Genomic DNA, 24,131 nt, shown 5'->3' on the forward strand with positions numbered 1-24,131 from the left:
AATGTTTTTGAACTCACTTACTATAACTAAAAGGAGCACTGGATGCCAATAGCTACTTACGAACAATATTGCGATATGTTAGATAGCGCAAAAAAAGGCGGATACGCATATCCGGCCATTAACGTCACTTCAACGTCAACTGCAAATGCAGCAATCAAGGCCTTTGCCGATATGAAATCAGATGGAATCATTCAAGTCTCAACTGGCGGAGGAAAGTTTGCATCTGGGCAAGGTCTAAATGATGAAGTCCTTGGCGCCATCTCTCTTGCGCAACACGTTCACCTTGTTGCAGCTAAATACGATGTGCTCATTGCTCTTCACACTGACCACTGTCATCCAGAAAAAGTTGATAGCTTCCTAATTCCACTAATTGAAGAAACAGAAAAGAGAAGAGCTCAAGGCCAGCCTAATCTATTCCATTCTCATATGTTTGATGGATCAGTCCTACCAACAAATGAAAATATCGAAATGAGTAAGAAGCTTTTAGAGAGATGTGCTAAGAGTGAAATCATTCTCGAGATTGAAACAGGTGTTGTAGGTGGTGAAGAAGATGGTGTTAATAACGAAGATGCACCAGCTGATAAATTATACACAACTCCAGAAGAGATGGTTGAGGTAACAAAAGCACTTCGCCCTCTTGGTAAATTTATGTATGCTGCCACTTTTGGAAACGTACACGGAGTTTATAAGCCAGGAAATGTTAAGCTTCGTCCAGAAGTATTAAAAGAAGGACAAGCAGCAGTTGCAAAAGAATTAGGTGCAGATGCTGAAAACTGGCTTGTTTTCCACGGTGGTTCAGGAAGTGAACTTTCTGAGATTCACGAGACACTTGGATATGGAGTTATTAAAATGAATATCGATACCGATACTCAATATGCCTACTCTCGTCCAGTTGTGGATCACATGTTCAAGAATTACGATGAAATGCTTAAGATCGAAGGTGAAGTTGGAAACAAGAAGAAGTACGATCCTCGCGCTTGGATGAAGAAAGCAGAAAATGCAATGACTGAACGTATTTCACAAGCTTGTCGTGACCTTAAGTCCGATGGAAAATCAATCATTCTATAATTAAAATGTTCATAAATGAGTAGGTACAATTAAATCCTAGTGCCTACTCATAGTTTCTCGACAAAATTATCACATTCTCTTTCTATACTGACGCCATGAAAGTATTAATAACAGGTGGTACAGGCTTTATTGGCTCATTTCTAACAAACTCATTCTTAGAGCATGGTTATGATGAGGTACGTATTTTAACTCGCAACCTAGAAGGAAAAACAAGCACTCCTAAAGTGAAATACTTTGAGTGGGATGTTGAAAAAGGTCAAATGGATATGGCCGCACTCATGGGTGTTAATGCAATTATTAATTTGGCCGGTGAAAATATTGCAGATGGTAGGTGGACGACAGAGAAGAAGGATCGCATTTATAATTCAAGAATTAATGCGACAAACCTTCTTTATGAAAAATTAAAGCAGCTGCAATCCAGAGGTCTTCCTCTTCCCAATAAACTAATTAGTACTTCGGCCATTGGAATATATGGTGACCGAGCAGATGAGGAACTTAAAACAGATAGTGATGCAAGTGATGACTTCTTGGGACAAGTTTGTCGTGACTGGGAAGCGGCCGCAAAAAAAGTTTCAAAGCTTGGTATTAGTGTGAAAATTATTCGAGTTGGTGTCGTCCTCTCAAGTGAAGGAGGTGCACTAGCAAAGATGCTTCCTGCTTTTAAGATGGGAGTTGCTGGAAGAATTGGTGACGGCCATCAGTATATGAGCTGGATTCATATTAGGGATCTCGCAGACCTATATCGATTCTTGGTTGAACATGAAACGGAAAAAGATATTATTCACGGTGTTGCACCAAATCCAATAGAGAATATTGACTTCACGGAAACTCTTGGACGTGTTCTTCATCGGCCAACTTTCATTCCATTACCGGAGATTGCTGCGAAAACAATATTTGGTGAAATGTCACATGTCTTACTAGATAGCCAAAAGGTTTCATGTGAAGAAACAAAGGACTGTGGCTTTGAATACTCATTTAATTTTCTTGAGGCGGCATTAAGAGATACTCTTCGCAATCGTATCTAAAATAAGGCATAATGCCTTAATGGAAGATATCTCTCTAATTCAAGGAATTGGAATATTTATATTTATACTCTTTGCAGGCTTCATTGATTCCATGGCCGGAGGTGGTGGGCTTATAACAATACCGACATACCTTGCAGCAGGAGTTCCCGCACCTTTTATTCTTGGAACTAATAAATGTGTTTCATGTTGTTCAAAGTCCTTATCAATTTTTCGCTATATAAAGAATAAGAAAATCGACTTTAAGTTTATTCTTCCCCCTACGATAGCAGCATTCATTGCTTCCTTAATAGGTGCACGACTAAGTTCTATTCTAGATTCAAAGCATATGGTCTACATATTAATCCTCGTTATACCTTTTATTTTCATCATGAAGTATTTGAAAGGAAGACGTGGACTTGTGGACCCAAGTAAACTTGAAAAAACTCAAGTAATCATCAGATCATCGATAATCGGCTTAATGATTGGTGGCTACGATGGCTTCTTTGGCCCTGGAACAGGAACGTTTCTCATTATCTCCATGATGTTCTTTCTTCATTTTGATATTTTAAAAGCTTCACCACATGCTGCGTTTATTAATTACACAAGTAATGTTGCGGCCTTTATAACCTTTCTTATAAAAGGAGTAATCATGTGGAAAGTTGTGGCCATTGCACTTCCGGCCGGTTTAATTGGAAACTACCTTGGATCAAACCAGGTACTTAAAGAAAATAGGACAACGGTAACAACAGCATTTAATGTCGTCCTCGTTGGCCTATTAGTAAAATCCATTTATGACATTAGTATGATGTAGGACAAGTAACTTTCTTTAAAATAAAAGAGAATCCGCGGTCAATATTTCTGATATGAGAAATCAACTCAACGCTCCCCTCGTAGAAATCACCTCTTTTTTCTATAAAAAAGCTCATACGATGATCCACTTTCTTATAAGCATAAGTTCTTGAATCTCTCATATAGATATCTTCATCAATTTCATAAGAAAGACTTGCCTCACCTGATTCATACTTTCCTAAGTTCTTAAAAAATACCATTGGTGAGTAGGAATAATAGACTTCATCTCTAACACCTTGAAAGAAAGTGAAAACATTAATCTGCTCTGCACGATTAGACTGAATATTACGGTAAGTATAAGAAGTCCCAAAGTCCTCGAAGGTTGATAAATTACGTTCGTAATCTGGCCCATACGAGATAGATGAATCATTAATTTTAATTGTTTCAAAACACCCCATTAGATCATTTGGAGTTAATGCAAAAATATTAATAGAAATTAATAAGCATAATAAGTACTTCATAAGAAAATCCTTTTTCTATAATTGAATTACTATTTTAATAAAGATCTGTGTAAGAAACAAACAACCAATTCTTACATTAGTGCTTCTTAATGAACTCTTCCTTAGGGAATCGAAATTGTGGCCCATATACCCCATTTTCAGATCTCTTCCCAACGCCCAAGATCATCGTAATATGATCATGACATCCTAGACCTAGTAACTTCTTTGCTCTCTTAGCATCAAAGCCTTCCATCGGAAGAGTGTCATATCCCTGAGCTCTTACAGAGAGCATAATATTTTCACAAGCTAATGCTGTTGTTTTATGGGCCCAAGTTTTAAGCTCGGATGGAAACATTGGCTCGCGAAAGATCACTTGGAAAAGACCAATTGTATTGAAGAAGAGCCATTTAAAAGGAGATAAGATTCCAAAAGGTCCCATATAACCATAGGCCATCGGAGTGACCTTACTATAGTAGGCCTTTACTGCCTTTGGCACTTCCAACCCTTTCTTTTTATTTACCTCTTCTAACGAAGAAATCATTCGTTTTGAATTCTTTCTCCAAGTATCAGTCTTTGCCACACAGACAATTAAGTGTTTGGCCGTCTTAGCTCCATTTTGTCCAAAACAAAACTTTGCTAAACGACTTCTCGTATCGTCACTTTTAACCCAATGGAATTCCCATGGTTGTAAGTTTGATGAGTTTGGTGCCAGCAGTCCATGTTCGATTGCCTTTTGAACAACTTCATCAGGAACTTCTTCATCACCAAAAACACGGACACTTCGACGTGAAGTGATAACCTTTTCAAATTCCTCAAAGTTGATCTCAGGAGCAACCTCTGTGTAATTCAACTCAAGTTTCTCTGTAAAAATGTCATCACTCACGTCTAATATCCTTTATGAATTTAATGTTTTAGATAATTTTTCGTAAACATTCTTAGATGTTTTATCACTTTCAACAATAGCAGTAAGTTCGGCCTTTGCTATCTCTTTAAGATCAGCAGGCATCTTACGGTAATCATTAAATGCACCAGCAAGTCTTGAAGCAGATTGTGGGTTAATTGCATCAACCTTTCTAATCATTTCAGCAATAAATTTCATCCCTCGTCCACTTTCATGGTTAAATTGAACTTTATTACGTGCAAATGAACCAATTAGAGCTGAAACAAGATTTGGAACATTCATATCAAAGACTTCGTCTTTCATTAGCTCTTGAACCTTATCAAAAGTAGTATCATCGCAAGATGAAGCTTGCACACTTAGCCACTTTTGCATAACAAGAGTTTGGTCTTTGAACTTATCATAGAACTCTTTTAATGATTCCTGACAACCTGGTAAGTTTTCATTAACCATAACACTTAATGAGTTCATCATATCTGTCATATTCGTTGCGTACTTGAAGCATTCACGAGCAAGCTCTTTATGCTCTTCAACTGTTGAAAGACACGCTAGAGCAAATCCTCTTAGCTTTCTCTCTCCCATCGCCTTAGCATCAACCTTAAATGGTCTCTCTGTACTAAGGTCATTATAAATTGAAGCTAATTCTAATTTGTAAGTATTAGCAAGAAGCTTAAATAGCTTATCTTTTGCTTCATGGATTGCACGGTAATTTGGAATATCAATTGTTGCAGCAACATCAATCATCGATGGAAGAGAAAGACAAACTGCCTTAAATTCTTCATCAATATTATTATCATTTAGAATCGATCCCCATGCTTTAATGAATAGTTCATCAACTTGATGATTTTCATCTTTTAGCATGGCGTGAATATTCTTTAAGGCAAGAGCTTGTCCAGCTTCATAACGGTTAAAGTCATCATTATCATTTGCCATTAAGAAAACGAAGTCCTCATCAGTTAAGTCAGAGCGAAGAACAACTGGCGCACTAAAATTTCTATTTAGTGAAGCAACTGGTCTTTCATTAACATTGGCAAATACAAATGTCTCAGTATCCGCTTTTATATGAAGGAGTCCACGATCGAGATCATTTTGATCATCACGGTTCTTTAAAGCTAATGTCATATCATTTCCAGCACTATCAAGAAGCCCTAGTAAGAAAGGCATATGAAAAGGCTCTTTCGTTGGCTGCCCAGGAGTTGCAGGAGTCGATTGATTAACTGTTAAAGTAAATTCTTTAGCTGCTTCATCATATTTAGTTGTTATATCTAAAACAGGTGTTCCCGCTTGGTCATACCATCTTCTAAATTGTGAGAAGTCATAATTATCATTGGCAACACTCATAGCATGAGTGAAGTCTGCCGTTGTTACGGCCTGTCCATCATAAAGCTCAAAGTACTTATCCATCCCTCTTTGGAAGCCTTCTTCTCCTAGAAGTGTATGGTACATACGAATTACTTCAGCACCTTTTTCATAAATCGTCATTGTATAGAAGTTATTCATTTCGATATATGACTTTGGCTGAATTGGGTGTGATTGAGGACCTGCATCTTCAGGAAATTGAGCGGCCTTTAGGTTTCTCACATCATTAATACGACATACTGATCTTGAATTTAGATCGGCAGAGAATTCTTGATCTCTAAACACTGTTAGACCTTCTTTAAGTGTTAGCTGGAACCAGTCACGACAAGTTACACGGTTTCCTGTCCAATTGTGAAAATACTCATGACCAACAACTGACTCAATACCAAAGAAGTTTCTATCTTCAGCAGTTTCTTTTGAAGCAAGTACATAAGCTGAATTAAAAATATTAAGGCCTTTATTTTCCATCGCCCCCATATTGAATGAATCAACAGCGACGATCATATAAATATCAAGGTCGTATTCGAGTCTAAATCTTTCTTCATCCCACTTCATCGACTTCTTAAGTGATTCCATTGCATGATGTGACTTTTCTTCATTACCTTTATCAACGAAAACCTGAAGCTTAACGTCACGTCCAGACTTCGTTTTGAATGTATCTTCAATAACAGCAAGATCTCCTGCCACAAGAGCATATAGATAAGCAGGCTTTGCAAATGGATCATTCCATACAGCAAAATGCTTTCCATCTTCAAGATCTCCACTTTCAATTAAGTTTCCATTTGAAAGAAGAAATGGATAGTCTTTCTTATCTGCAATGATCTTTGTCGTAAAAACACTTAAGTTATCTGGACGATCGATAAAGTAAGTTATTCTTCTAAAGCCTTCTGGTTCATTTTGTGAACAAAACATCCCACCTGACTTATAAAGGCCATCAAGAGCAGTGTTTGCTTTAGGGTTAATTTCATTATGAATCTCTAAAGTGAAAGCTTCGCTAGGAAGACCAGTAAGAGTTAGAATCTCGTTTTCTTCCTTATAATTTGAAAACTCTTCTCCATTAACTTTTACGCTTTTAAGCTTTAACTCTTCACCATTTAATTCAAGAGTATTTCCATTAACTGGTGTGATTTTCATTTTTGAAAAAACTTGAGTTTGTGTATCATCGAGATGAAATTCAAGGTCCACTGTTTCAATTTTATGAGTTGGGGCCTTGTAGTCGGCCAAATACTTGACTACTGGAGTTTCTGTTTTCATACGTACGTCCTTTTTAACTATCTATAAGTATCTAAAATAACGATTTTGCTCATTATAAGGCATTTATTTCTAGAATTTGCCACAATTTGAACTGAATGAAAACTTTGATTAAAATATATTTAATATTAAATAGTTAACGCAATAATTCAATAATTTAAAGTGAGCTAGTAAGATGGATGCTAATAAGAAATTTTATTTCTCTGAAATCCCCAAGGATGAGAGGTTAAGTTTTTTAAGAAGGGCCGTAAGTGACGGACTTAGCGTAGAGGTTTGGCAAAAAGGTCAAGACAAAGACAAAGTCGAAAAATTTAAAATAAAATCTCTCGATGAAGACAACCTTGAACTTTCAGTAGATTTTGACGCAAGCATCATTGCGAAACTTGCTGGTTCAAAGAATAAAGAAAGTGAAGTTCTAATTAAAATCACTTTTAAGTCTGTATACCTATTCTCTAGCTCGTTTCTAAGTTTCAATTCAGCAAGTGAATTATATAGTCTTAAAGCTGATCGACCTTTCTATAAAAGTCAGCAACGTACTAACTATCGACTACACGCAAACTCATATATCCCTATTCAAATTAAAATTGAAGAAGATGTATTTGACTGCAATGATATTTCTGCTGGTGGAATAAGCTTTAATTGCTCTTCTGAATTCAAAGAGAAGTTTGCAAAAGAGACCATCTTTGCCAAGGCCACTGTAAGACTTGCTTCTAAGCGCTTTGAGATTCCTCAACTTAAGATTGCAGCAACTTGGCCAAATGATTCTGACTCAGAAAAGCCTTTAGGTATTGGTGCCGCTTTTCAAAATATGGATAAAGATGTTGAGGAAGACCTCGTTCTTTCAATTAACTCTGAGGCCCGTGGAGAAGAGCTTAGAAAGCAGGCGGCGATGAAGAAAGGCACTTAGACTCCTTATTGCTCTTAAGCTTTAAAGACGAAAAATACTTATCAAGTTCTTCTTGATTAAGAGTCTCTTCTAATACCTTCTTATTTTTATGATCTATCAAATCTTTAAAAGACAATATCGTTGATATTTGAGGACAACCAATAGGCATAGAATTAATAAAGGCGTTTATTGCAACTTTATTATCACTAGCTAGAAACTTCTTATAATAAATATCATGCCATCCATTTTGATAACGAGCTAAGTAAACAGCGACACCATCAAGATTCTCATCTATTTTAAAAAACCTCTTAGCAATAAAGGTTTTCAGTCCCTGATGATTTGGGATTGCACTTATAAGTGGCCCTAGTTCTTCATATTTTAGGACTTTAGCATCTATTAACTCTAAGTATTTCTTTAAATAGCCGGCCTTATCATACCAAGGAAGCGGTAACTTAACTGCCATAAGATAATATGATTTAAGTGAGAGCTGTGAATCAAAAGAGTTGGCCAATTTTAAAAGCTGGGCCTTATTTTGTTGAAAGTAGTCATGACATAGACGGTGATGGCAACTTGCAAGACCTTTCATATACAATTCAAAAGATACTTTAGAGGCCTTATCAATTTGTATTTCACGACATCCTCCGACACTAATTAAGCTTGCGCAGACATAGAATAAGTCGTTTCCATACATATCAAAGAATTGATTAAAGTTATTATCAATCTTCTCTTTTAGAGTTTTTCTAAATTCAATTGGGCCATTAAGTGAGCTAATAAGTTGTTTTTTCGTACACAAAGTACTTAAATCACAAGGTATTTTCCAGTCTTGCACTTCAGAACTTACAGTCTGAGAGAGCTCTTTATCTCCCCCAATACACGATGCACAAATCGTTAAGATGATGAAGTGAATCATGGCACTTAAAAAAGAAGAAAAGTTGAATAATTTAAACATGATAAGTACTACCTTAACGCATATATCTAAGTTGACTTGTCAACAATATATGGATAAATTCACTGCTACCTCTATTTATTAATACAATTCTAATGAGATGTGAAATATGTCGTTGAAATTTTCAAGTGCAGCTGACCGTTTAATGGACAAAGCAAATATGCTTAAGTCTAAAGATCTTTATCCATTCTTTCGTCAAATTGGTGACTCAGAAGGAACGGTTGTAAAAATTGATGGCCGTGATCAAATCATGATCGGCTCAAATAACTACCTTGGTCTAACTCACCACCCACATGTGAAAGAAGCGGCCATAAAGGCCATTGAAAAATACGGTACAGGTTGTACTGGTTCAAGATTTCTTAATGGAAATTTAACGATACACGAAGAACTTGAAGAAAAGCTAGCTACATACCTTGGGCATGAAAAGGCCCTTATCTTTTCAACAGGTATGCAAACGAACCTTGGTGCTCTATCTGCTATTTGTGGGCCAAGAGATTGTATGCTCTTTGATTCTGAAAATCATGCTTCAATCATTGATGCTTCACGTTTAGCAATGGGAACAACTTTTAAATATCGTCACAACGATATGGAGTCTCTTGAAGAGCAACTTGAAGCTAATATCGATCGCTTCCAAAAAGTTATCATCGTAGCTGACGGTGTTTTCTCAATGACTGGTGATATTGCAAACCTTCCAGAAATGGTAAGACTTGCAGAAAAATATGGTGCCTATATCTACGTTGACGATGCTCATGGTATCGGTGTGATGGGAGAAAAAGGTGCAGGAACGATGAACCACTTTGGTGTAACTGATAAAGTACACTTAAATATGGGAACGTTTTCTAAATCATTTGCTTCTATTGGTGGTGTACTTTCAGGTGATGCTGAAACTATCAACTACGTAAAGCACTTAGCGAGATCATTTATGTTCTCTGCTTCAATGGCCCCTTCAGCAGTTGCGACAGTATCTGCATGTATCGACGTTATCAATGAAGACGACACTCTTCATGAGAAACTATGGGATAACGTACAATTTATGAGAAATGGATTCCAAGAAATTGGGTTCTATACATATAATTCGCAAACACCAATTATTCCAATCTTCATCGGTGACGATGTGAAGTCGATGCTTGTAACAAAATTCCTAAGTGATCACGGAGTTTTTGCAACTCCAGTTGTTCCACCAGCAGTACCTAAGGGAGAGGCCCTTATTAGAACAAGTTATATGGCAACTCATAGTAAGAGTGAGCTAACAAAAGTTCTTGAGGTATTTGCAAAGGCCAAGAAGGAATTTGATCTTCCTTCAACAATGGGACACTAGAAAGAAAGGAGCTTAGATGGCCATCTATATTGAGAAAGTAGACGTTTTAAACGATAAAAAGGCCCGTAAACGATTCATTGATATTCAATTTGAAATATATAAAGATGATAAGTTTTGGGTTCCTCAATTAAGAATGGAGCTAAATAAGTTATTCAAGTCAGGCCACCCTTTCTACAATACGGCCCAATGTGCTTTCTATATCGCCATTAAAGATGGAAAAGATGTTGGAAGAATCATGGCCATCAATAATCATAACTATAATAAATTTCATAATTCAAAAGAAGGACATTGGGGATTCCTCGATGCCATCGACGATATAAAAGTTTTTGAAAGCTTATTTAATGCAGCGGCAGAATGGTGTTCATCACTAGGCATGGAAAAGTTTATTGGCCCATTTAATCCTTCAACAAATTATGAATGTGGAACACTAATCAAGGGATATGGAGAGATTCCTGTTCTTATGATGATGTATAACTACGAATACTATCAGCAACATATTGAGTCTCTTGGCTTCACAAAAGCAATGGATCTACTTGCTTATCATATGAAAACTGAAACTCAGATGCCTGAAGTTATTAAAAAGATTGCAGAGCGTGCAGAAAAGAAAGAGTCCATTACTTATCGTTGTGTTTCTAAAAAGAGATGGCAAGAAGAAATAAAACTCATGTATGAGATTTACAACGATGCTTGGGAAGAGAATTGGGGATTTGTCCCAATGACCAAGGATGAGTTCTTTGCCATGGCCGCAGACCTAAAAACAGTAGCAGATGAAAAGCTTATTTTATTCGCTCTTGTAAACGGTGTTGAAGCTGGCTTTATTGTATGCCTACCCGACTTTAATCAAGTTCTACATAAAATCCCAAATGGAAAGCTATTACCAACAGGTATATTTCAAGTCCTAAGGGCACCTAAATTAATCGACGGTGTTCGAGTTATTACAATGGGTGTGAAGAAGAAATACAGGCTTTATGGACTAGAATCAATTCTCTATTTCCGAGCTCACGAAAATATTGCAAGCTATAAGAAGTATAAGAATATTGAAATGAGTTGGATTTTAGAAGACAACTTAAATATGAATAAACCACTTCTAAAAATGAATGCGGTTCCATATAGAAAGTATCGTATTTTTCAAAAAGAGCTCGTATGAAAGTTTTAATTACTGGAGCGACTGGCTTTGTTGGCTCCCACCTATGTGATAAATTATCAGAACAAGGACATGAAGTTTACGCTTTAGTAAGAAATGAACAAAAAGCACTAAACTTAGAGCTGCCTGGAAAATATATTACAGGAAACCTCGATGAAGAATCAATTTCATCATGGGTAAAGAAACTTCCCTCAGATCTCGACTGTGTTATTCACACAGCTGGTGTTGTCTCTGCTAAGCATTCATTAACATTTGCAAAAACAAATCAGCTAGCAACACAAGATTTAATAAATGAATTAAGTAAGCGTTTTGAGAAATTACATTTTCTTTTAATCTCATCACAAGCAGCTGCTGGCCCATCTCAATCACCTATTGATGAGGCCCATGAATGTAATCCAGTGTCAGCATATGGTCATTCAAAACTAGCAGCTGAGCAGGCGCTAAAAGAGCTAGCTCCTGAAAGTTGGAATAGTACAATCATTAGGCCTCCAATGGTAATTGGACCAAGAGATAGTGCCGTACTTGATGTCTTTAAGATGGTAAAATCGAGATTTGTCACTGGCCCTGGCCTTGGATTTAGATCAAAGCGCTACAGTGTTGTAAATGTCTTTGATCTTGTTGATGCAATTATCTTATGTGCAAAACAACAAAGTCCAAAGAATGAAGTTTACTATGTCACATCTGTTGATGAAGTAACTTTTGAGGAATTAATCAATACAATCTCAAGTACTCTTGGTGTGAAGAAAGTATTCTTTATGTCTATCCCAATTTGGATACTAAGAATTGTAGCAGGTGCACTTTATACGCTGCCTATTCACCTTCCATTAACGAGAGATAAGATTAATGAGCTTGAGGCACATGCGTGGCTTTGTAAAAGTGAAAAGATCAAGGCCTTAGGACATATACCTCAACACGATCTAAGATCGACTATTGAGATGACAGCAAAAGATTATCAAGGGCGCAACTGGCTCTAATAACCTTCTTCTTTTTCTCCAGTAACCGTACGAAATACATAGTCCCAAAGTGGTGAACTTACACCATACTTTGCCTTTTCATGACGAAAGTGATGTTGAAGATGAAACTTCTTTAAGTAGCGCCCTACTCGACCAGTCATTTTAAAGTGGTGAGTTGCATAGTGTATATAGTCGTAACAAAGATAGCCTACTGTAAAGAATGCCATAAAACCCGAAAGATAATACGCTGGAATAAATAGTGAAAAGAATCCCCATATCAATGCCATAATTAAAATGGCCGGAACAGGTGGCATCACAAGTCTTGTTGGATCATTTGGATCATCGTGATGGAGTCCGTGAAATAGGAATACAAATCGTTTTGTCAGTGGCCCAATAGGTTTTAAATGAAAAACAAAGCGGTGAAGTAAGTACTCTGTCAGAGTCCAAATAAGAAGTCCGCTAATGGCACAAATAATCATTTCAAAATGTGTATAACCTAAAGCAAAGTAAGAGCGATAGATAAGAAAAATGACAAAGGGCGTCCAAAGTAGTAATGGTATTATTGGGTGTACGTGAGTCATAGACTCAAGAACAGGGTTCTTAAATATTCTAATTGATTCGTATTTTTTCACTTTTTATATCCTATAAGTAGAAAAACCTATAAACACTAGTATTCATAACAAATAAGAAAAGAATAGTCAGCTTTTAGCTTCTTTTAAACTAATTTAAACCTATTTTTTATTGATGTCAGAAATCAAGAAAACATATTTTATAGAGCATGTAAATGCCTATACAGTAACGTATTAGAATAATGGACTAAGTTAATTTCTCATGCGAGTTACTGTAAGAAAAAATCCCTTGTTCTTTCTGTAAAATCGAATAAACTTATTAATAAGCAGAGACGAAATAAAGACACTTCGGCGTTTCGGGAAAGGACTTTTTAGGAACGTCGTCTTTTATTTCATTCAAAAAAACAATCCCAAATCATTTAAATTTTAACTAGTTCGAAGCTCTTCGATATATGGCTTCCATTGTCCCATCCATTGATTCATCGATGCATTTATTAGAGAAGAACTCTCCTGATGAACATTAACGCTACAATAAGTTAGGCTAAGAGTATCCTGATGTTTTCCAGCATCAATTGAAGGGATATTATTCCAAGTTCCAGTATTGAAATAGTATCGTCCTTCCGGAAAACGACGCCACTCCTGAAGATGAGTATGCCCCATAACAACCGTATGAATGGACGAATTGCGATCAAGAATCCTTCTGGCCATCCTTTCGTACTTTGGATAGATGGTAATCTGTTGAAGAATTTTTATCGTCGTTTTAAAGTTTGTATTTTGACGTGTGTAATAATTTGAATAAGTCTTAATAACGTAATTTACACAAGTAAACATGAGTCGCCAAAAGAAGCGTGTATCATTGAATAGACACCATTTCACATAAGACGACATAGGCCTAACTTTATCAATATAAGGGCGCTCCTTCTTTAAACGAGGAAGAACATTGATACAAAATAAAGATCCCCAAGGAAAGTTTAGAATCTCTTTTCCAGCTGGACCTTTAATGAATTGCTTTGTTTTTGGAACTGTATTAATTGCTTCAAAACGATGTCCATGTTCAACATGTAACCCATTTTCTATAAATGTTTCAGTAAAGATAATTTCATTGCCACAGATTTCTTTGAATCTTTGTTGAGCTCCTTCAAAGAGCATTCCTGCATCGTGATTGCCAACAACATAAACAACACGCTTATGTGGTGCGCGCAAAAACTTCTTAAGGCCAGCAAAGAAGCGCGGGTGTCCTTTTGCAATATCGTCAATCTGTCTTACAGTCATGTGCTCATCGACAACATGAGTAAAAACCCCATCAGTATCAATTTGAATAAGATTTAGTATGTCACCATTTAAGACAATGGTTACAGGCTTTGAATAATACTCATTTGTGGAAAAATAATCGCAAAACTCATAGAAGCGATCATCCTCGAAGAAATCTTCAAGAATATTGAATTCTCCGTTTTGCAGATAGCTGCCTTTTCCAATGTGAAGATCAGATAAAATTAGGTACTTCATATTTATGAGTCTGCAACACAGACTTTACCACGTCCAGACTTTTTTGCTTCATACATCATTTTATCGGCCATACCGATAATTTCATTTCGACTCGAAGCATTTACAGGGTAATTAGCGACACCAATAGAAACACTTAACTGTACGTCCTCATCCTCTTTAGAATTGATTTCAAGGTCAGCTTCAATCTTATATATTGTCGACTTTACTCTCTTTAGAATTCGCTCTCCAATATGCTTGGCATCTTCCAATGTTGAATATGGGGCCAAGACAACAAATTCATCTCCACCATAGCGATAACATAAGTCATCTTCTCTTACTGTTGAGCGAATTGTTTCAGCTACTTGTTTTAATAAACTTGTCCCAATTAAATGGCCATGACCATCATTGATACTTTTAAAGTAATCGATATCGATAAAAATAAGTGAAAATGATCTCTCTAGAGTTTCATATTCTCTAATTGATGCTTCAATATCACTTTTAAACTTTCTTTGATTATACAGTCCAGTTACATCATCAACATGAGCAAGAGATTGTAGTCGCTTAAGCTCTTTTATATGTAACAGACTTCTAAATTTAGATTGAATATAATTTTCCAACTGTGAAAATACTTGCGTAGAGAATTCACCATTAACAACGATAAAAAGATTTTGGCTTCCATTAAAGCCGACATCAATAAATCGGTACTTATCCCCTTCAATATCCACATGTAGGTGCTGAGTTTTAAGCGCCCCCATTAATTCCTGATAAACCTTATCTGGGTACTCCCCAGATATTTTATTATTATAGAAGTCTCGGATAATAGGATTACCATCATCAGTTTGGATGGTCGCAAATACCAGAGGAGTCTTTGAGTTAAACTCATTTTTGATAAAATCACGAAAAGATTTAAGAACAATATTGAAGTTCTCTTCTTCCACATTCTGGCAGATATAATTTAATAGTGCTTCGTATTGTTTTTCCAACATAATCGTTTTTAGTTTTCCATTTCAATATCGCTCAAATCCAAATCAATTGTATCTGAAACAATACTTAAAGATCCTCTTAAGTTATTAATTAATCTTTCAAGTTTCTGTTGAGCGAGCATGCGCTCTTTCTTGGCCTGTTTTTCATTGATGGCCATATTTTCCATATTAAACTCTAATGTATCAATCTTTCTCTTAAGTTCTAAGATTTTCTCATCGCGAGCTTTTATTTTATTATCACTATCAATTGCCATAAGCTCTAGCTGACTCTCAAGTTCTTGCTCACGAGCACGAACGCTTGCGTGATCTAATCTCATGCGACTGCCGATTTCATTCATTTCTTCTTTCATCGCTTTATTTTTAGCTTCACTTAATTCAAGCCCATGCTTGTAATTATCCAACTGAGACTTTGTCTCTTCTATTTCAAAAGCATGTCGCTTTTTAGCAATAGTTAATTCAATTGATTTCTCATCTGCTTCAGTTCTTAAATTAAGATTTTCTCTTTTTAAAATCTCAACCATAGATTGAAGTTCATTTATCTCATTTAATAAATTAGTACGATCCGTTTTTAACTCATTTACAGTAACTCGTAGATCCATTAACTGCTCTTCACTCATAGACGAAAGAATATGCCCAGGGTGAATCGTAGCTGCAGGAGACTGTGCAACGCCACTAGAATCATGAACAAATGAATCATGTTGTTGTGATTTACTATCTTGACCAACACCGATATTATAACTTGCTGTTTGCTCATTTGAATTCATCGGAGCATGCACTGTTTTTGTTTCTTCAGCTTCATTTGAAGCAACCGCAGTAACAGTGGCCTCCTCTTCTTGTGGCCTAGGTGTTTCATTTACCATACCATCCAGTTGGGCCAGAGTATCTTCTTCTTGTTCTTGCCCTTGAACTAAGTCTTCATCATGATCATCTCCACTAAGTCCTAGCTCCACTTCTGCTGTATCTTCAACCTCAGAATCAAGAGAGTCCAGGTCCTCGTCAAGCTCATCATCAAGACTACTATCAAGATCAATATCCAGATCATCATCCAAATCAGCACTCGCCTCTAAGTCATCGAGTTCACCTAGATCGTCTAAATCACCTAAGTCGTCTAGGTCACCAAGATCATCCAAGTCGTCTAATTCACCAAGATCATCTAATTCATTATCAATATCACTTGAAGCTTCTAACTCTTGAGTATCTTCTTCAGATGGGAGCTCTTGATCTTCTTGTGTAACTGCTTCGACCTTTTTTTCTACTATGATCGGATTATTATCTAAGTCTAAGTCATCTTCTCTTGCTGCCTCTGCTGGTGCATTGGGAATATCTTCACCTTTGGCAGTTAAATCGATAGAAAGGCTTCCAGAAATATCCAGATCCATATCAGTTGGGGAACTTGCATCTGCTGGGGCATTTTCTACTTCATCACCATCCCCACAAAGAGACATATCTAAGTCATCATCGAAATTTAATTCAATTCCACCCTCATCTGCCTCTTCATTTGAAGAGTTAAATTGAGACAGATCCATATCTGTTTCCACAAGTGTTAATGAAGTCTTATCTTCTTGATCGGCCATTTGAGCTGAATTATCAGAGTCTGAACCTAGAACATCGTCTACAGCGCTCTGAATCTTGTCACTTTCTTCCGTCAATTCTTCTTGTGCTTTCTTGTGTGCTGACATATTTTTCCCCAATAAAGTGCACTAAATTTGTTTAAATCTAAGTTTTCTTGCTTTCCTACACTCTCCTTTTCGCCTTTTTTTGAAAAAAGTTAAGTATTTACGTCGCATAAAGTCATTCTGTTTAAGAATATTCAAAATAGATGAGGTTTCCACTTGAGAACTAGTGAGGAAATGTTCTACAATATTAAGCAGTTATCAAGATAAAGGCTATCCATGATTAAGAAACTACTAATTTTATCCAGTATTTTAACAACGACATTAATTTCGCTAAGAGCGAATGCTCAAGACTTTCTACCATCAAATCTACTTTTGATGAATGATTACTTTGCTCACCATGTGATTGTTGCAGAGAAATCTACTCATACATTATATCTCTATGAAAATGATGAGGGGAAACCAAGACTAATAAAAACCTTCCAAATGGCCACAGGTCAAAAAGTTGGAAATAAAGAATATCAAGGAGACAAGCGAACTCCTGAAGGTGTTTACTTCTTTAACCAATTCCTGGATCACAATGACTTAATCAAACGTCATGGTGAACTTGGAGCACAATACGGAGTTGGTGCCTTCGTTCTTGACTACCCTAATCCTATTGATAAAGCACAAGGGAAAACAGGTGGCGGAATTTGGCTACACTCAACAGATAATGAACCAAGAATTGATAAAGGTCTTGATTCTAAGGGATGTCTTGTTGCCCACAATGTTAACCTAATTGATATCGCTAGATATATTGAAATCAATAAAACGAATATCGTTGTTGTCCATAATTTAAAATTCTTCAGTGAAGAAACATGGAAAAGAGAAAAGAACGAAGTCATTGATACTTTTAATGGTTGGCTAGATGCTTGGTCTAAGGAAGATACTGATAAGTACCTTTCTCACTACTCTCGTACAGACTTTGAGGACCCATTTAGAGGTCGCTACAATACATTCGCTCAATATAAGAGAGCAGTCTTTTCTAACCCAGGAAAGCCAGAGATTAAAATCTCAAACCTTACAGTATTAAAAGCTGATGACTATGTTGTTGTTACATTTAAGCAAGACTATAAGAGTAACACTGTAAACGATATAGGAAAGAAGACTCTCTATCTAAAGCGTGATCCATATTATAAGTGGAAAATCGTCGCTGAGAGATGGCAGAGAATTCCAATGGATATTACAAATGAGAGGGAGCACTTAAGTTTTGAGCCGTCACAAAGGTTCTTTACTTCACAAGACCCAAAACAAATTTTCACATTGAACCTAACTCTAACTAGGCCATATAGCGAAAATTAAAAGGGAAACGGATGTCTTCAAATACCAAGGAAGCGGCAAAGAATAATCTTTCATTTATTCTTTATGAAAATAATAAGGTGCCAAGATACCTTCAATTAACACCTCGAGAATATAAGGCCATTCTTTATGTGCCTGTTGTCTTAACAGTATTTTCAATCTTTGCTTTGGCCGGTTCATACTTTTACACAAAGAATATCGAAAACCTAATTAAGGCAAAAGAGCCGTTAATTATCAAAAATCTTCGCGACGAGAATTCTGGACTTACTCAAAAGAACTCAGAACTTACAACACTAAACCTTGATCTAACAAACCGACTTGCCAATGAAACGATTAGTGGAGCTTCTGCAAGTTCACTTAATATCATTGCCCCAGTAAAGGGACAAAAAGACTTAACAAGTCCTGCAAGTATCAAGATTGAAGATATTAAGGTTAACAAAGGAAATGAGAAGGTTGAGTTAAGCTTTAATCTTATCAATATTACACAAGATAATAATCGCGTTTCTGGCTATATTCACATCTTCTTATTTGATGGGAATAATTACTTTCACTACCCTGAAGGTGGAGATTCAATCAGAAACTTCTCTCTTAATTACACAAAGGGTGAGTCATTTGCCACTTCACGCTTTCGTCCTGTAACAGCTAAGTTTGATCTTCCAAAGACCAGTACAGCAATGTTTAAGGTTTTTATCTTTAATCGTCTTGGTGATATTGTTCATCAACAATTATTCAGAGAAGAGATCAAATAATGGACTTAAGAGATCAAAACTTCACATTTGTAGGAATTGGATCCGTTATAAAGGGCGATATTGTTCTTAAAGGGCCATCACATATTTGCTCAACGATTGAAGGCGATATTCAAATTGATGAGAGCTTTACTCTCACAATTGAGCCACAAGGAATTGTGGAAGGTCGAATTCGCTGCGGAGACCTTAATATCTATGGAGAAGTCTCAGGAGATATCACGGCCCAAGGTAAGGTAAAGGTTTTCCCTACAGGTGTGGTCAAAGGTCAGATCGTTGCTAAGAATATTAATATTGCTCCAGGGGCAACTGTTAATATGCAAGGGCATACTCTCGAATCACAATCATAAATTTAATATCTTAAATATTTAGAAAAATATTAAGGGTAGGAAGCGAAGTCCTACCCTTTTTTATTTATAGAAAGTTTTTGTAGTTATAGACTTTAACCTTACCAATCTTACGTAAGGCCTTCTTCATTGACTTGTCACCAAGAACAACAATCTTAACTTTATCATATGGGAAAGCTGCATATACTGTTTTTGCGACATCTTCTTGAGAGATTTTATCAACAAAGCTTGTGTATTCAAGAAAGCGCTTAATATCGACATTTGCATTATCAAGGTTAACTAATTGTCTCATAAAGCTTGATGGCTTTTGAAATTGAAAAGCAAAACCACCCTTTACGGCCTTTCTTACTTTTTCAATTTCACTCATTGCTATATTCTTTGCTTCAGAATTATCTTTAAGAATCTTTATTACTTCTTGAACCATCTGCCCTACTGTTTCTTCTTTTGTAAAAGTAGAAAGAACTGAGCGTCCATAATCTTTTTGCATGCCAGCAGTTGCCCAAGCAGAATAAGTTAAGCCTCTTTTTGTTCTAAGCTCTTTAACAAGAATAGAAGTGAATCCACCACCAAGATATTGGGACATAAATTCAAGGTTCTCAAATCCTGGATCTTTATCTTTTGCCATAAAGATTCCGGCCCTAACTTGTGCTTGATTTGCCTTAGGTACTTCAACAAAATGGATAACAGGCTTTTGTGGGTCAAATGGCCTTAGCTCCTTAACTTTTGAATCAAGAGTTCTTGTGAAGCTTGCTTTTGAATTAAATCCACATTCATTTGTAATAATATTTTTAATATTTAAAACTGTTCTTGGCCCAGTTATATAGACTTTCTTTTTCACATCTTCTCTAAAGTACTTTAGGCGATCTAGAAGGTAGCTTCTTCTCATGCGCTTAAGATCACTAAGTCTTCCTTTTACATCAGAGACGTAAGGAGTTCCTCTTAAGCTAATATCACGAAAAGCCGTTGAGGCAAGGGCCCCAGGATTTGAAACTAAGTTTTGTCTTTGAGCACGTAATAGCTTCTTTGCCTTTGCAAGTTCCTTTTTTGGATAAACAGCATCCCTAAAAATATGACAGATCTTCTTTGTTGTAGGAATGATATCTTTAGATAGGCCATTATACGAATAGCTTGAATACTCATGAGTAACATTTGAAGATGTTGAAACACCATAGAATTCGAGATTATCTGCGATCTCATTTAAGCTAAATCGATTAGTACCACTCTCCAAAAGGTCAAACATCATATTTGTTACACCTTTTGTGCGGCCATCTTTCATTGCTCCATCTGCAAAGAAAATTGTTACATTATAAGTTGGAAACTTATCATCTTGAATATAAGTGACATCGATATTTTCCCACTTCATTTTCTCAATGCGATCAACTAACTCATTTGCATAGAGTTGGCCTGCCCCCAAAAGAAGAGATGTGATTAGAACTTTATTTAAAATATTTTTCATATAAATTACCTTTTATTACGATCCCAAATTGATAAGAAGGCATAGTTATTACCCGAGATATAACGCTTACATACGTCTCTCACCTTCTCCACAGTCATTTCATCATAGCTCTTCAGTTGTTTCTTATACTCACGATAATCACCAAAGTAGAATTCAGTTGAGCCTAAGAAGCTTGCAAGGCCATCATTTGTAGAAATTGCTTGGAAGTATTGCTTTAATAGTAAGTTCTTAGTCTTTTGTACTGAACGAGGTGTAATGGCCTTTGAGCATGAACGACGTAAACTTTTTAAAAGCTTATTACGACTTGTGCGAATACTAAACTTTGGAAGAATCTCTCCTCCAATAACAAAAACACCACCATTCTTTAGGCCGTAATTGAAAGCATAAACGCTTGAAAGACGAGGTCTTTTGGAAACGACAAAGTTTTTAACAAGATAAGAGCTTGTACCAGTTCCTAAAATATCAGCTAAGAAGTCCAGGGCAAGTGCATCTTCATGAGTTATTGAAACAGCAGGAAATGCTAAACGAAACATTGGATTCTTTGCCTGTCCATTAAGGCCTTTAATATAAGGAAGCTTCGAAGTGCGCTTATAATTATCAACGTTATCAAGCTTCTCTTTTTTCTTATCAAGGTCACTATTTGTTTTAATCTTTCCAATTGTATCCTTAACTTTATCTAGTACCGAAGAAGGATCGATATCACCAACAATGATCATCGTCGCATTATTTGGTGCGTAGAAGTTATGATAAAACTCCATCATCTGATCTCTTTTAAGTGCCTTTACGTCTTTTGCATCGCCAATAACAGAGCCTCCATATGGAGTTCCTTTAAAGATCGCCTTCATCATTGCAAGATGAATTTTTCCATTTGGCTTATTTTCATAACGCATTTTTCTTTCTTCAAGAACGACTTGTCTTTCTTTTTCAAAAGGAACTTCTTCAAGAACAAGATTTTGCATTCTCTCCGCTTCAAGCTCAATCATCTTCTCAACAGTAGAGGCCGCAATATTTTCATAATAAACAGTGTTATCAAATGTCGTATATGCGTTTGAATCACCACCGTAAGTTTCAATATAATCTGAGAAATACTCCGCTGGATAATTCTTCGTCTTCTTAAACATCATATGCTCTAGAAAGTGAGTCGCACCAGTCGTGCCTACTTTCTCATATCTTCCACCTACATCGTAGAATGTATAAATTGATGCAATAGGAAGCTTAGAGTCCCGTACTAGAAGTAACTTCAATCCATTATCTAACGTATGTTTTTGAATATCGATATTTAACTCTAAGTCACCAAGTCCAATATCTTTATGATTTGTGCCCTGATCCTGCGTCGATGAACACGAGACAAGAAATAAAAATACCAGGCAGGCAAAGTACTTTGTCGTTTTAAACATTAAATCTCCAATAAAAGTTAACATAAGTAGTTTAAAAGCTTATAATTTTCATGGCAATATATACTTATGAATTTATCAATCACATTTCTAGGAACAGGAACAAGTACAGGCATCCCAATGTTAGGATGTAATTGCAATGTATGTACAAGTTCAAATCCATTTAATAAGCGTCTTCGCACTTCTTTTCTCTTGCAAACGAAAAAGACGACTATCGTCTTTGACACTGGTCCCGACCTAAGGACTCAACTATTAAGAGAAAACGTCCAAGATGTTAATGGTGTTATTATATCTCACCCTCATGCTGATCATCTCAACGGGATTGATGATATAAGGCCATTCACATTCAATCATCCAATCAACCTCTACACATCAAGTGATTGTGCAAGAGTTATCCATGAACGATTTGGCTATATCTTTGGAAGTAATAAGGGGCATATCGGCTCAAGTCCCAGACTCTTAATGAATGAGATCAATATTAATGAAAAGATGAAAATTTGTGAGCTAGAATGTGAGTTCCTTCAGCTTCCCCACGGAAATGGAACTTCATTAGGTTTATTAACGGATAAGCTTGCCATAATTTCAGATTGTCATGAGATTGCGGACCAGACACTTTTGAAGCTTAAAAATTCAAACCTTGATGCGCTTATTATAGATTGTGTTCGAGAAGAGCCTCACCGCAGCCACCTAAACGTGGACAAGTGCTTCTCATATATCAAAGAAATTGGCGCAATGCAGAGTTTTCTTACACATATGGGCCACGAATTGGAACATGACTCGTTGCAATCTAAGTGCAATGAGCACTTTCCTGCTAAAAATGTCAAAGTCGCTTACGACGGCATGAAATTCGATGTTTAAATTATTGTAATTGCACGTTAAAAACATTATATATTCTTAACAATTTTAAGATATTTTATTACGCCTTTAGCTTTGATGGAGTTTAGTATGATTATTGGTGTTCCAAAGGAAATTAAAAATAATGAAAATCGCGTTGGTCTAGTTCCAGGCGGTGTTAGACAACTAGTTCACGACGGTCACGAAGTGTACGTAGAAACAAATGCTGGTTATGGAATTGGTATTAGCGATGAAGACTTCATCCAAGCAGGTGCTAAGATTCTTGGCTCACTTGAAGAAGTTTTTGAAAAGTCGACAATGATCATCAAAGTAAAAGAGCCACAAGCTAGAGAGATTGCTCTTTTAAAGCCACACCATATTCTTTATACATACCTTCACCTTGCAGCAGATGAGCCGCAAACAACTGGTTTAATGGAGTCTGGATCAACTTCTATTGCATACGAGACAATCCAACCAGCAGATGGTTCACTACCTCTTCTAACTCCTATGTCAGAAGTTGCAGGAAGAATGGCAACTCAAATTGGTGCTTCTTACCTACAAATTGACCACGGTGGAAAAGGTGTTCTTCTAGGTGGTGTACCAGGAACAAGAAGAGCAAAAGTAACAGTTATTGGTTGTGGTGTTGCAGGTACTAACGCAATTAAAATGGCCATGGGTATGGGTGCTGACGTAACAGCAATTGACCTATCGACTAAGCGTCTTGCTGAGCTTGATGACCTATTTGATAACAGAATCACGACTCTATTTTCAAATATTGAAAATATCGAAAAGTCTGTTCAAGAATCAGATCTTGTTATTGGTGCGGTACTTGTACCAGGTGCAAAAGCTCCAAAGCTTGTAACAAGAGAGATGATTTCTAAAATGGAAAAGGGATCTGTCGTAGTTGATATCGCAGTTGACCAAGGTGGTTGTATTGAAACATGTAAGCCAACAACTCACCAAAATCCTACTTTCCTAGTAGATGGTGTTGTTCACTACTGTGTTGCTAATATGCCAGGTGCTGTTGCTCAAACTTCAACTTTTGCACTTACTAACGTAACTCTTAAGTATGCTCGTATGATTGCAAAATATGGTGTTGAAGAAGCAGCGAGAATGGATGCAGCATTCAAAAAAGGTATCAATATCTACAAAGGTAAACTCGTTTACAAGCAAGTAGCTGATGACCTTAACCTTGAATACACTCCACTAAATATTGATTAATATAAGAAAAGGGCCTACAAAGGCCCTTTTTA

22 protein-coding genes are annotated in these 24,131 nt (G+C 36.5%); 12 read left to right on the plus strand and 10 right to left on the minus strand.

The window, feature by feature from the left end:
* The first annotated feature begins 42 nt into the window (after positions 1-42).
* The 3 genes from fbaA (at position 43) to VCM44_RS14295 (ending at position 2,883) form a co-directional block, all read left to right on the plus strand.
* Positions 43-1,068, plus strand: coding sequence for a class II fructose-bisphosphate aldolase (gene fbaA / locus VCM44_RS14285; RefSeq protein ID WP_114706290.1), 1,026 nt, complete (start codon positions 43-45; stop codon positions 1,066-1,068).
* Between the two features lie 95 nt (positions 1,069-1,163).
* On the plus strand, positions 1,164-2,093 hold the full coding sequence (locus VCM44_RS14290; RefSeq protein WP_334679195.1) for a TIGR01777 family oxidoreductase: 930 nt from the start codon (positions 1,164-1,166) through the stop codon (positions 2,091-2,093).
* Positions 2,094-2,112: 19 nt separating this feature from the next.
* Complete coding sequence (locus tag VCM44_RS14295) at positions 2,113-2,883, plus strand: sulfite exporter TauE/SafE family protein (RefSeq protein ID WP_114706292.1); 771 nt, start codon at positions 2,113-2,115, stop codon at positions 2,881-2,883.
* On the opposite strand, the gene VCM44_RS14300 is transcribed toward VCM44_RS14295, so the two are convergent.
* From VCM44_RS14300 to pepN, 3 genes are all read right to left on the minus strand, one after another.
* Positions 2,870-3,382 (minus strand): hypothetical protein, encoded by a 513-nt coding sequence (locus VCM44_RS14300; protein ID WP_114706293.1) that lies wholly within the window; start codon positions 3,380-3,382, stop codon positions 2,870-2,872. The genes VCM44_RS14295 and VCM44_RS14300 overlap by 14 nt on opposite strands.
* 76 nt (positions 3,383-3,458) lie before the next feature.
* Positions 3,459-4,244: a nitroreductase family protein gene (locus VCM44_RS14305; RefSeq protein WP_114706294.1), complete on the minus strand. Its 786-nt coding sequence runs from the start codon at positions 4,242-4,244 to the stop codon at positions 3,459-3,461.
* Positions 4,245-4,256: 12 nt separating this feature from the next.
* Complete coding sequence (gene pepN / locus VCM44_RS14310; RefSeq protein ID WP_334679196.1) at positions 4,257-6,872, minus strand: aminopeptidase N; 2,616 nt, start codon at positions 6,870-6,872, stop codon at positions 4,257-4,259.
* A 172-nt stretch (positions 6,873-7,044) separates the two neighbouring features.
* On the opposite strand from pepN, the gene VCM44_RS14315 reads away from it, so the two are divergent.
* Positions 7,045-7,776 (plus strand): PilZ domain-containing protein, encoded by a 732-nt coding sequence (locus VCM44_RS14315; protein WP_114706296.1) that lies wholly within the window; start codon positions 7,045-7,047, stop codon positions 7,774-7,776.
* Here the strand turns inward: VCM44_RS14315 and VCM44_RS14320 are convergent.
* Positions 7,742-8,704: a hypothetical protein gene (locus VCM44_RS14320; RefSeq protein WP_334679197.1), complete on the minus strand. Its 963-nt coding sequence runs from the start codon at positions 8,702-8,704 to the stop codon at positions 7,742-7,744. The genes VCM44_RS14315 and VCM44_RS14320 overlap by 35 nt on opposite strands.
* Positions 8,705-8,810: 106 nt before the next feature.
* On the opposite strand from VCM44_RS14320, the gene spt reads away from it, so the two are divergent.
* Genes spt through VCM44_RS14335 form a run of 3 tightly spaced genes read left to right on the plus strand, consistent with a single transcriptional unit; the run spans position 8,811 to position 12,137 of the window.
* On the plus strand, positions 8,811-10,019 hold the full coding sequence (gene spt / locus VCM44_RS14325) for a serine palmitoyltransferase (protein WP_114706298.1): 1,209 nt from the start codon (positions 8,811-8,813) through the stop codon (positions 10,017-10,019).
* Positions 10,020-10,035: 16 nt separating this feature from the next.
* On the plus strand, positions 10,036-11,166 hold the full coding sequence (locus VCM44_RS14330) for an N-acetyltransferase (RefSeq protein WP_114706299.1): 1,131 nt from the start codon (positions 10,036-10,038) through the stop codon (positions 11,164-11,166).
* Positions 11,163-12,137, plus strand: a complete 975-nt coding sequence (locus VCM44_RS14335) for an NAD-dependent epimerase/dehydratase family protein (RefSeq protein ID WP_334679198.1) — start codon at positions 11,163-11,165, stop codon at positions 12,135-12,137. Before VCM44_RS14330 ends, VCM44_RS14335 begins: the two co-directional genes overlap by 4 nt.
* Here VCM44_RS14335 and VCM44_RS14340 read toward each other — a convergent pair.
* The 4 genes from VCM44_RS14340 to VCM44_RS14355 all read right to left on the minus strand — a co-directional run bounded on the left by VCM44_RS14340 (position 12,134) and on the right by VCM44_RS14355 (position 16,832).
* Positions 12,134-12,748 carry a sterol desaturase family protein gene (locus tag VCM44_RS14340; RefSeq protein WP_114706301.1) on the minus strand — a complete coding sequence of 205 codons (615 nt, stop codon included), beginning with the start codon at positions 12,746-12,748 and terminating at the stop codon, positions 12,134-12,136. The two genes, VCM44_RS14335 and VCM44_RS14340, sit on opposite strands and share 4 nt — an antisense overlap.
* A 363-nt stretch (positions 12,749-13,111) precedes the next feature.
* Positions 13,112-14,191 carry a metallophosphoesterase gene (locus VCM44_RS14345; protein ID WP_114706302.1) on the minus strand — a complete coding sequence of 360 codons (1,080 nt, stop codon included), beginning with the start codon at positions 14,189-14,191 and terminating at the stop codon, positions 13,112-13,114.
* Positions 14,192-14,193: 2 nt separating this feature from the next.
* Positions 14,194-15,156 (minus strand): GGDEF domain-containing protein, encoded by a 963-nt coding sequence (locus VCM44_RS14350; RefSeq protein WP_120404615.1) that lies wholly within the window; start codon positions 15,154-15,156, stop codon positions 14,194-14,196.
* An 8-nt stretch (positions 15,157-15,164) separates the two neighbouring features.
* On the minus strand, positions 15,165-16,832 hold the full coding sequence (locus tag VCM44_RS14355; protein ID WP_334679199.1) for a hypothetical protein: 1,668 nt from the start codon (positions 16,830-16,832) through the stop codon (positions 15,165-15,167).
* Positions 16,833-17,045: 213 nt separating this feature from the next.
* Here VCM44_RS14355 and VCM44_RS14360 point away from each other — a divergent pair, with 213 nt between their 5' ends.
* Genes VCM44_RS14360 through VCM44_RS14370 form a run of 3 tightly spaced genes read left to right on the plus strand, consistent with a single transcriptional unit; the run spans position 17,046 to position 19,197 of the window.
* A complete protein-coding gene (locus VCM44_RS14360) occupies positions 17,046-18,107 on the plus strand; it encodes a L,D-transpeptidase family protein (RefSeq protein WP_114706305.1) in 1,062 nt (353 codons plus the stop codon).
* 11 nt (positions 18,108-18,118) lie between these two features.
* A complete protein-coding gene (locus VCM44_RS14365; protein WP_114706306.1) occupies positions 18,119-18,853 on the plus strand; it encodes a hypothetical protein in 735 nt (244 codons plus the stop codon).
* Positions 18,853-19,197: a bactofilin family protein gene (locus tag VCM44_RS14370; RefSeq protein ID WP_114706307.1), complete on the plus strand. Its 345-nt coding sequence runs from the start codon at positions 18,853-18,855 to the stop codon at positions 19,195-19,197. Before VCM44_RS14365 ends, VCM44_RS14370 begins: the two co-directional genes overlap by 1 nt.
* A 64-nt stretch (positions 19,198-19,261) precedes the next feature.
* On the opposite strand, the gene VCM44_RS14375 is transcribed toward VCM44_RS14370, so the two are convergent.
* Both VCM44_RS14375 and VCM44_RS14380 read right to left on the minus strand, forming a co-directional pair.
* Positions 19,262-20,650 (minus strand): M16 family metallopeptidase, encoded by a 1,389-nt coding sequence (locus VCM44_RS14375; protein WP_120404613.1) that lies wholly within the window; start codon positions 20,648-20,650, stop codon positions 19,262-19,264.
* Positions 20,651-20,655: 5 nt separating this feature from the next.
* Complete coding sequence (locus tag VCM44_RS14380) at positions 20,656-22,047, minus strand: M16 family metallopeptidase (RefSeq protein WP_158536814.1); 1,392 nt, start codon at positions 22,045-22,047, stop codon at positions 20,656-20,658.
* Between the two features lie 66 nt (positions 22,048-22,113).
* Here VCM44_RS14380 and VCM44_RS14385 point away from each other — a divergent pair, with 66 nt between their 5' ends.
* Positions 22,114-22,902: an MBL fold metallo-hydrolase gene (locus VCM44_RS14385; protein ID WP_334679200.1), complete on the plus strand. Its 789-nt coding sequence runs from the start codon at positions 22,114-22,116 to the stop codon at positions 22,900-22,902.
* An 87-nt stretch (positions 22,903-22,989) separates the two neighbouring features.
* Entirely contained in the window at positions 22,990-24,099 is a 1,110-nt protein-coding gene (gene ald, locus VCM44_RS14390; RefSeq protein WP_334679201.1) for an alanine dehydrogenase, read from the plus strand.
* The last annotated feature ends 32 nt before the right edge of the window (positions 24,100-24,131 follow it).

The sequence above is a fragment of the Halobacteriovorax sp. DPLXC-1 genome (assembly GCF_036903125.1).
Lineage (GTDB): Bacteria > Bdellovibrionota > Bacteriovoracia > Bacteriovoracales > Bacteriovoracaceae > Halobacteriovorax_A > Halobacteriovorax_A vibrionivorans.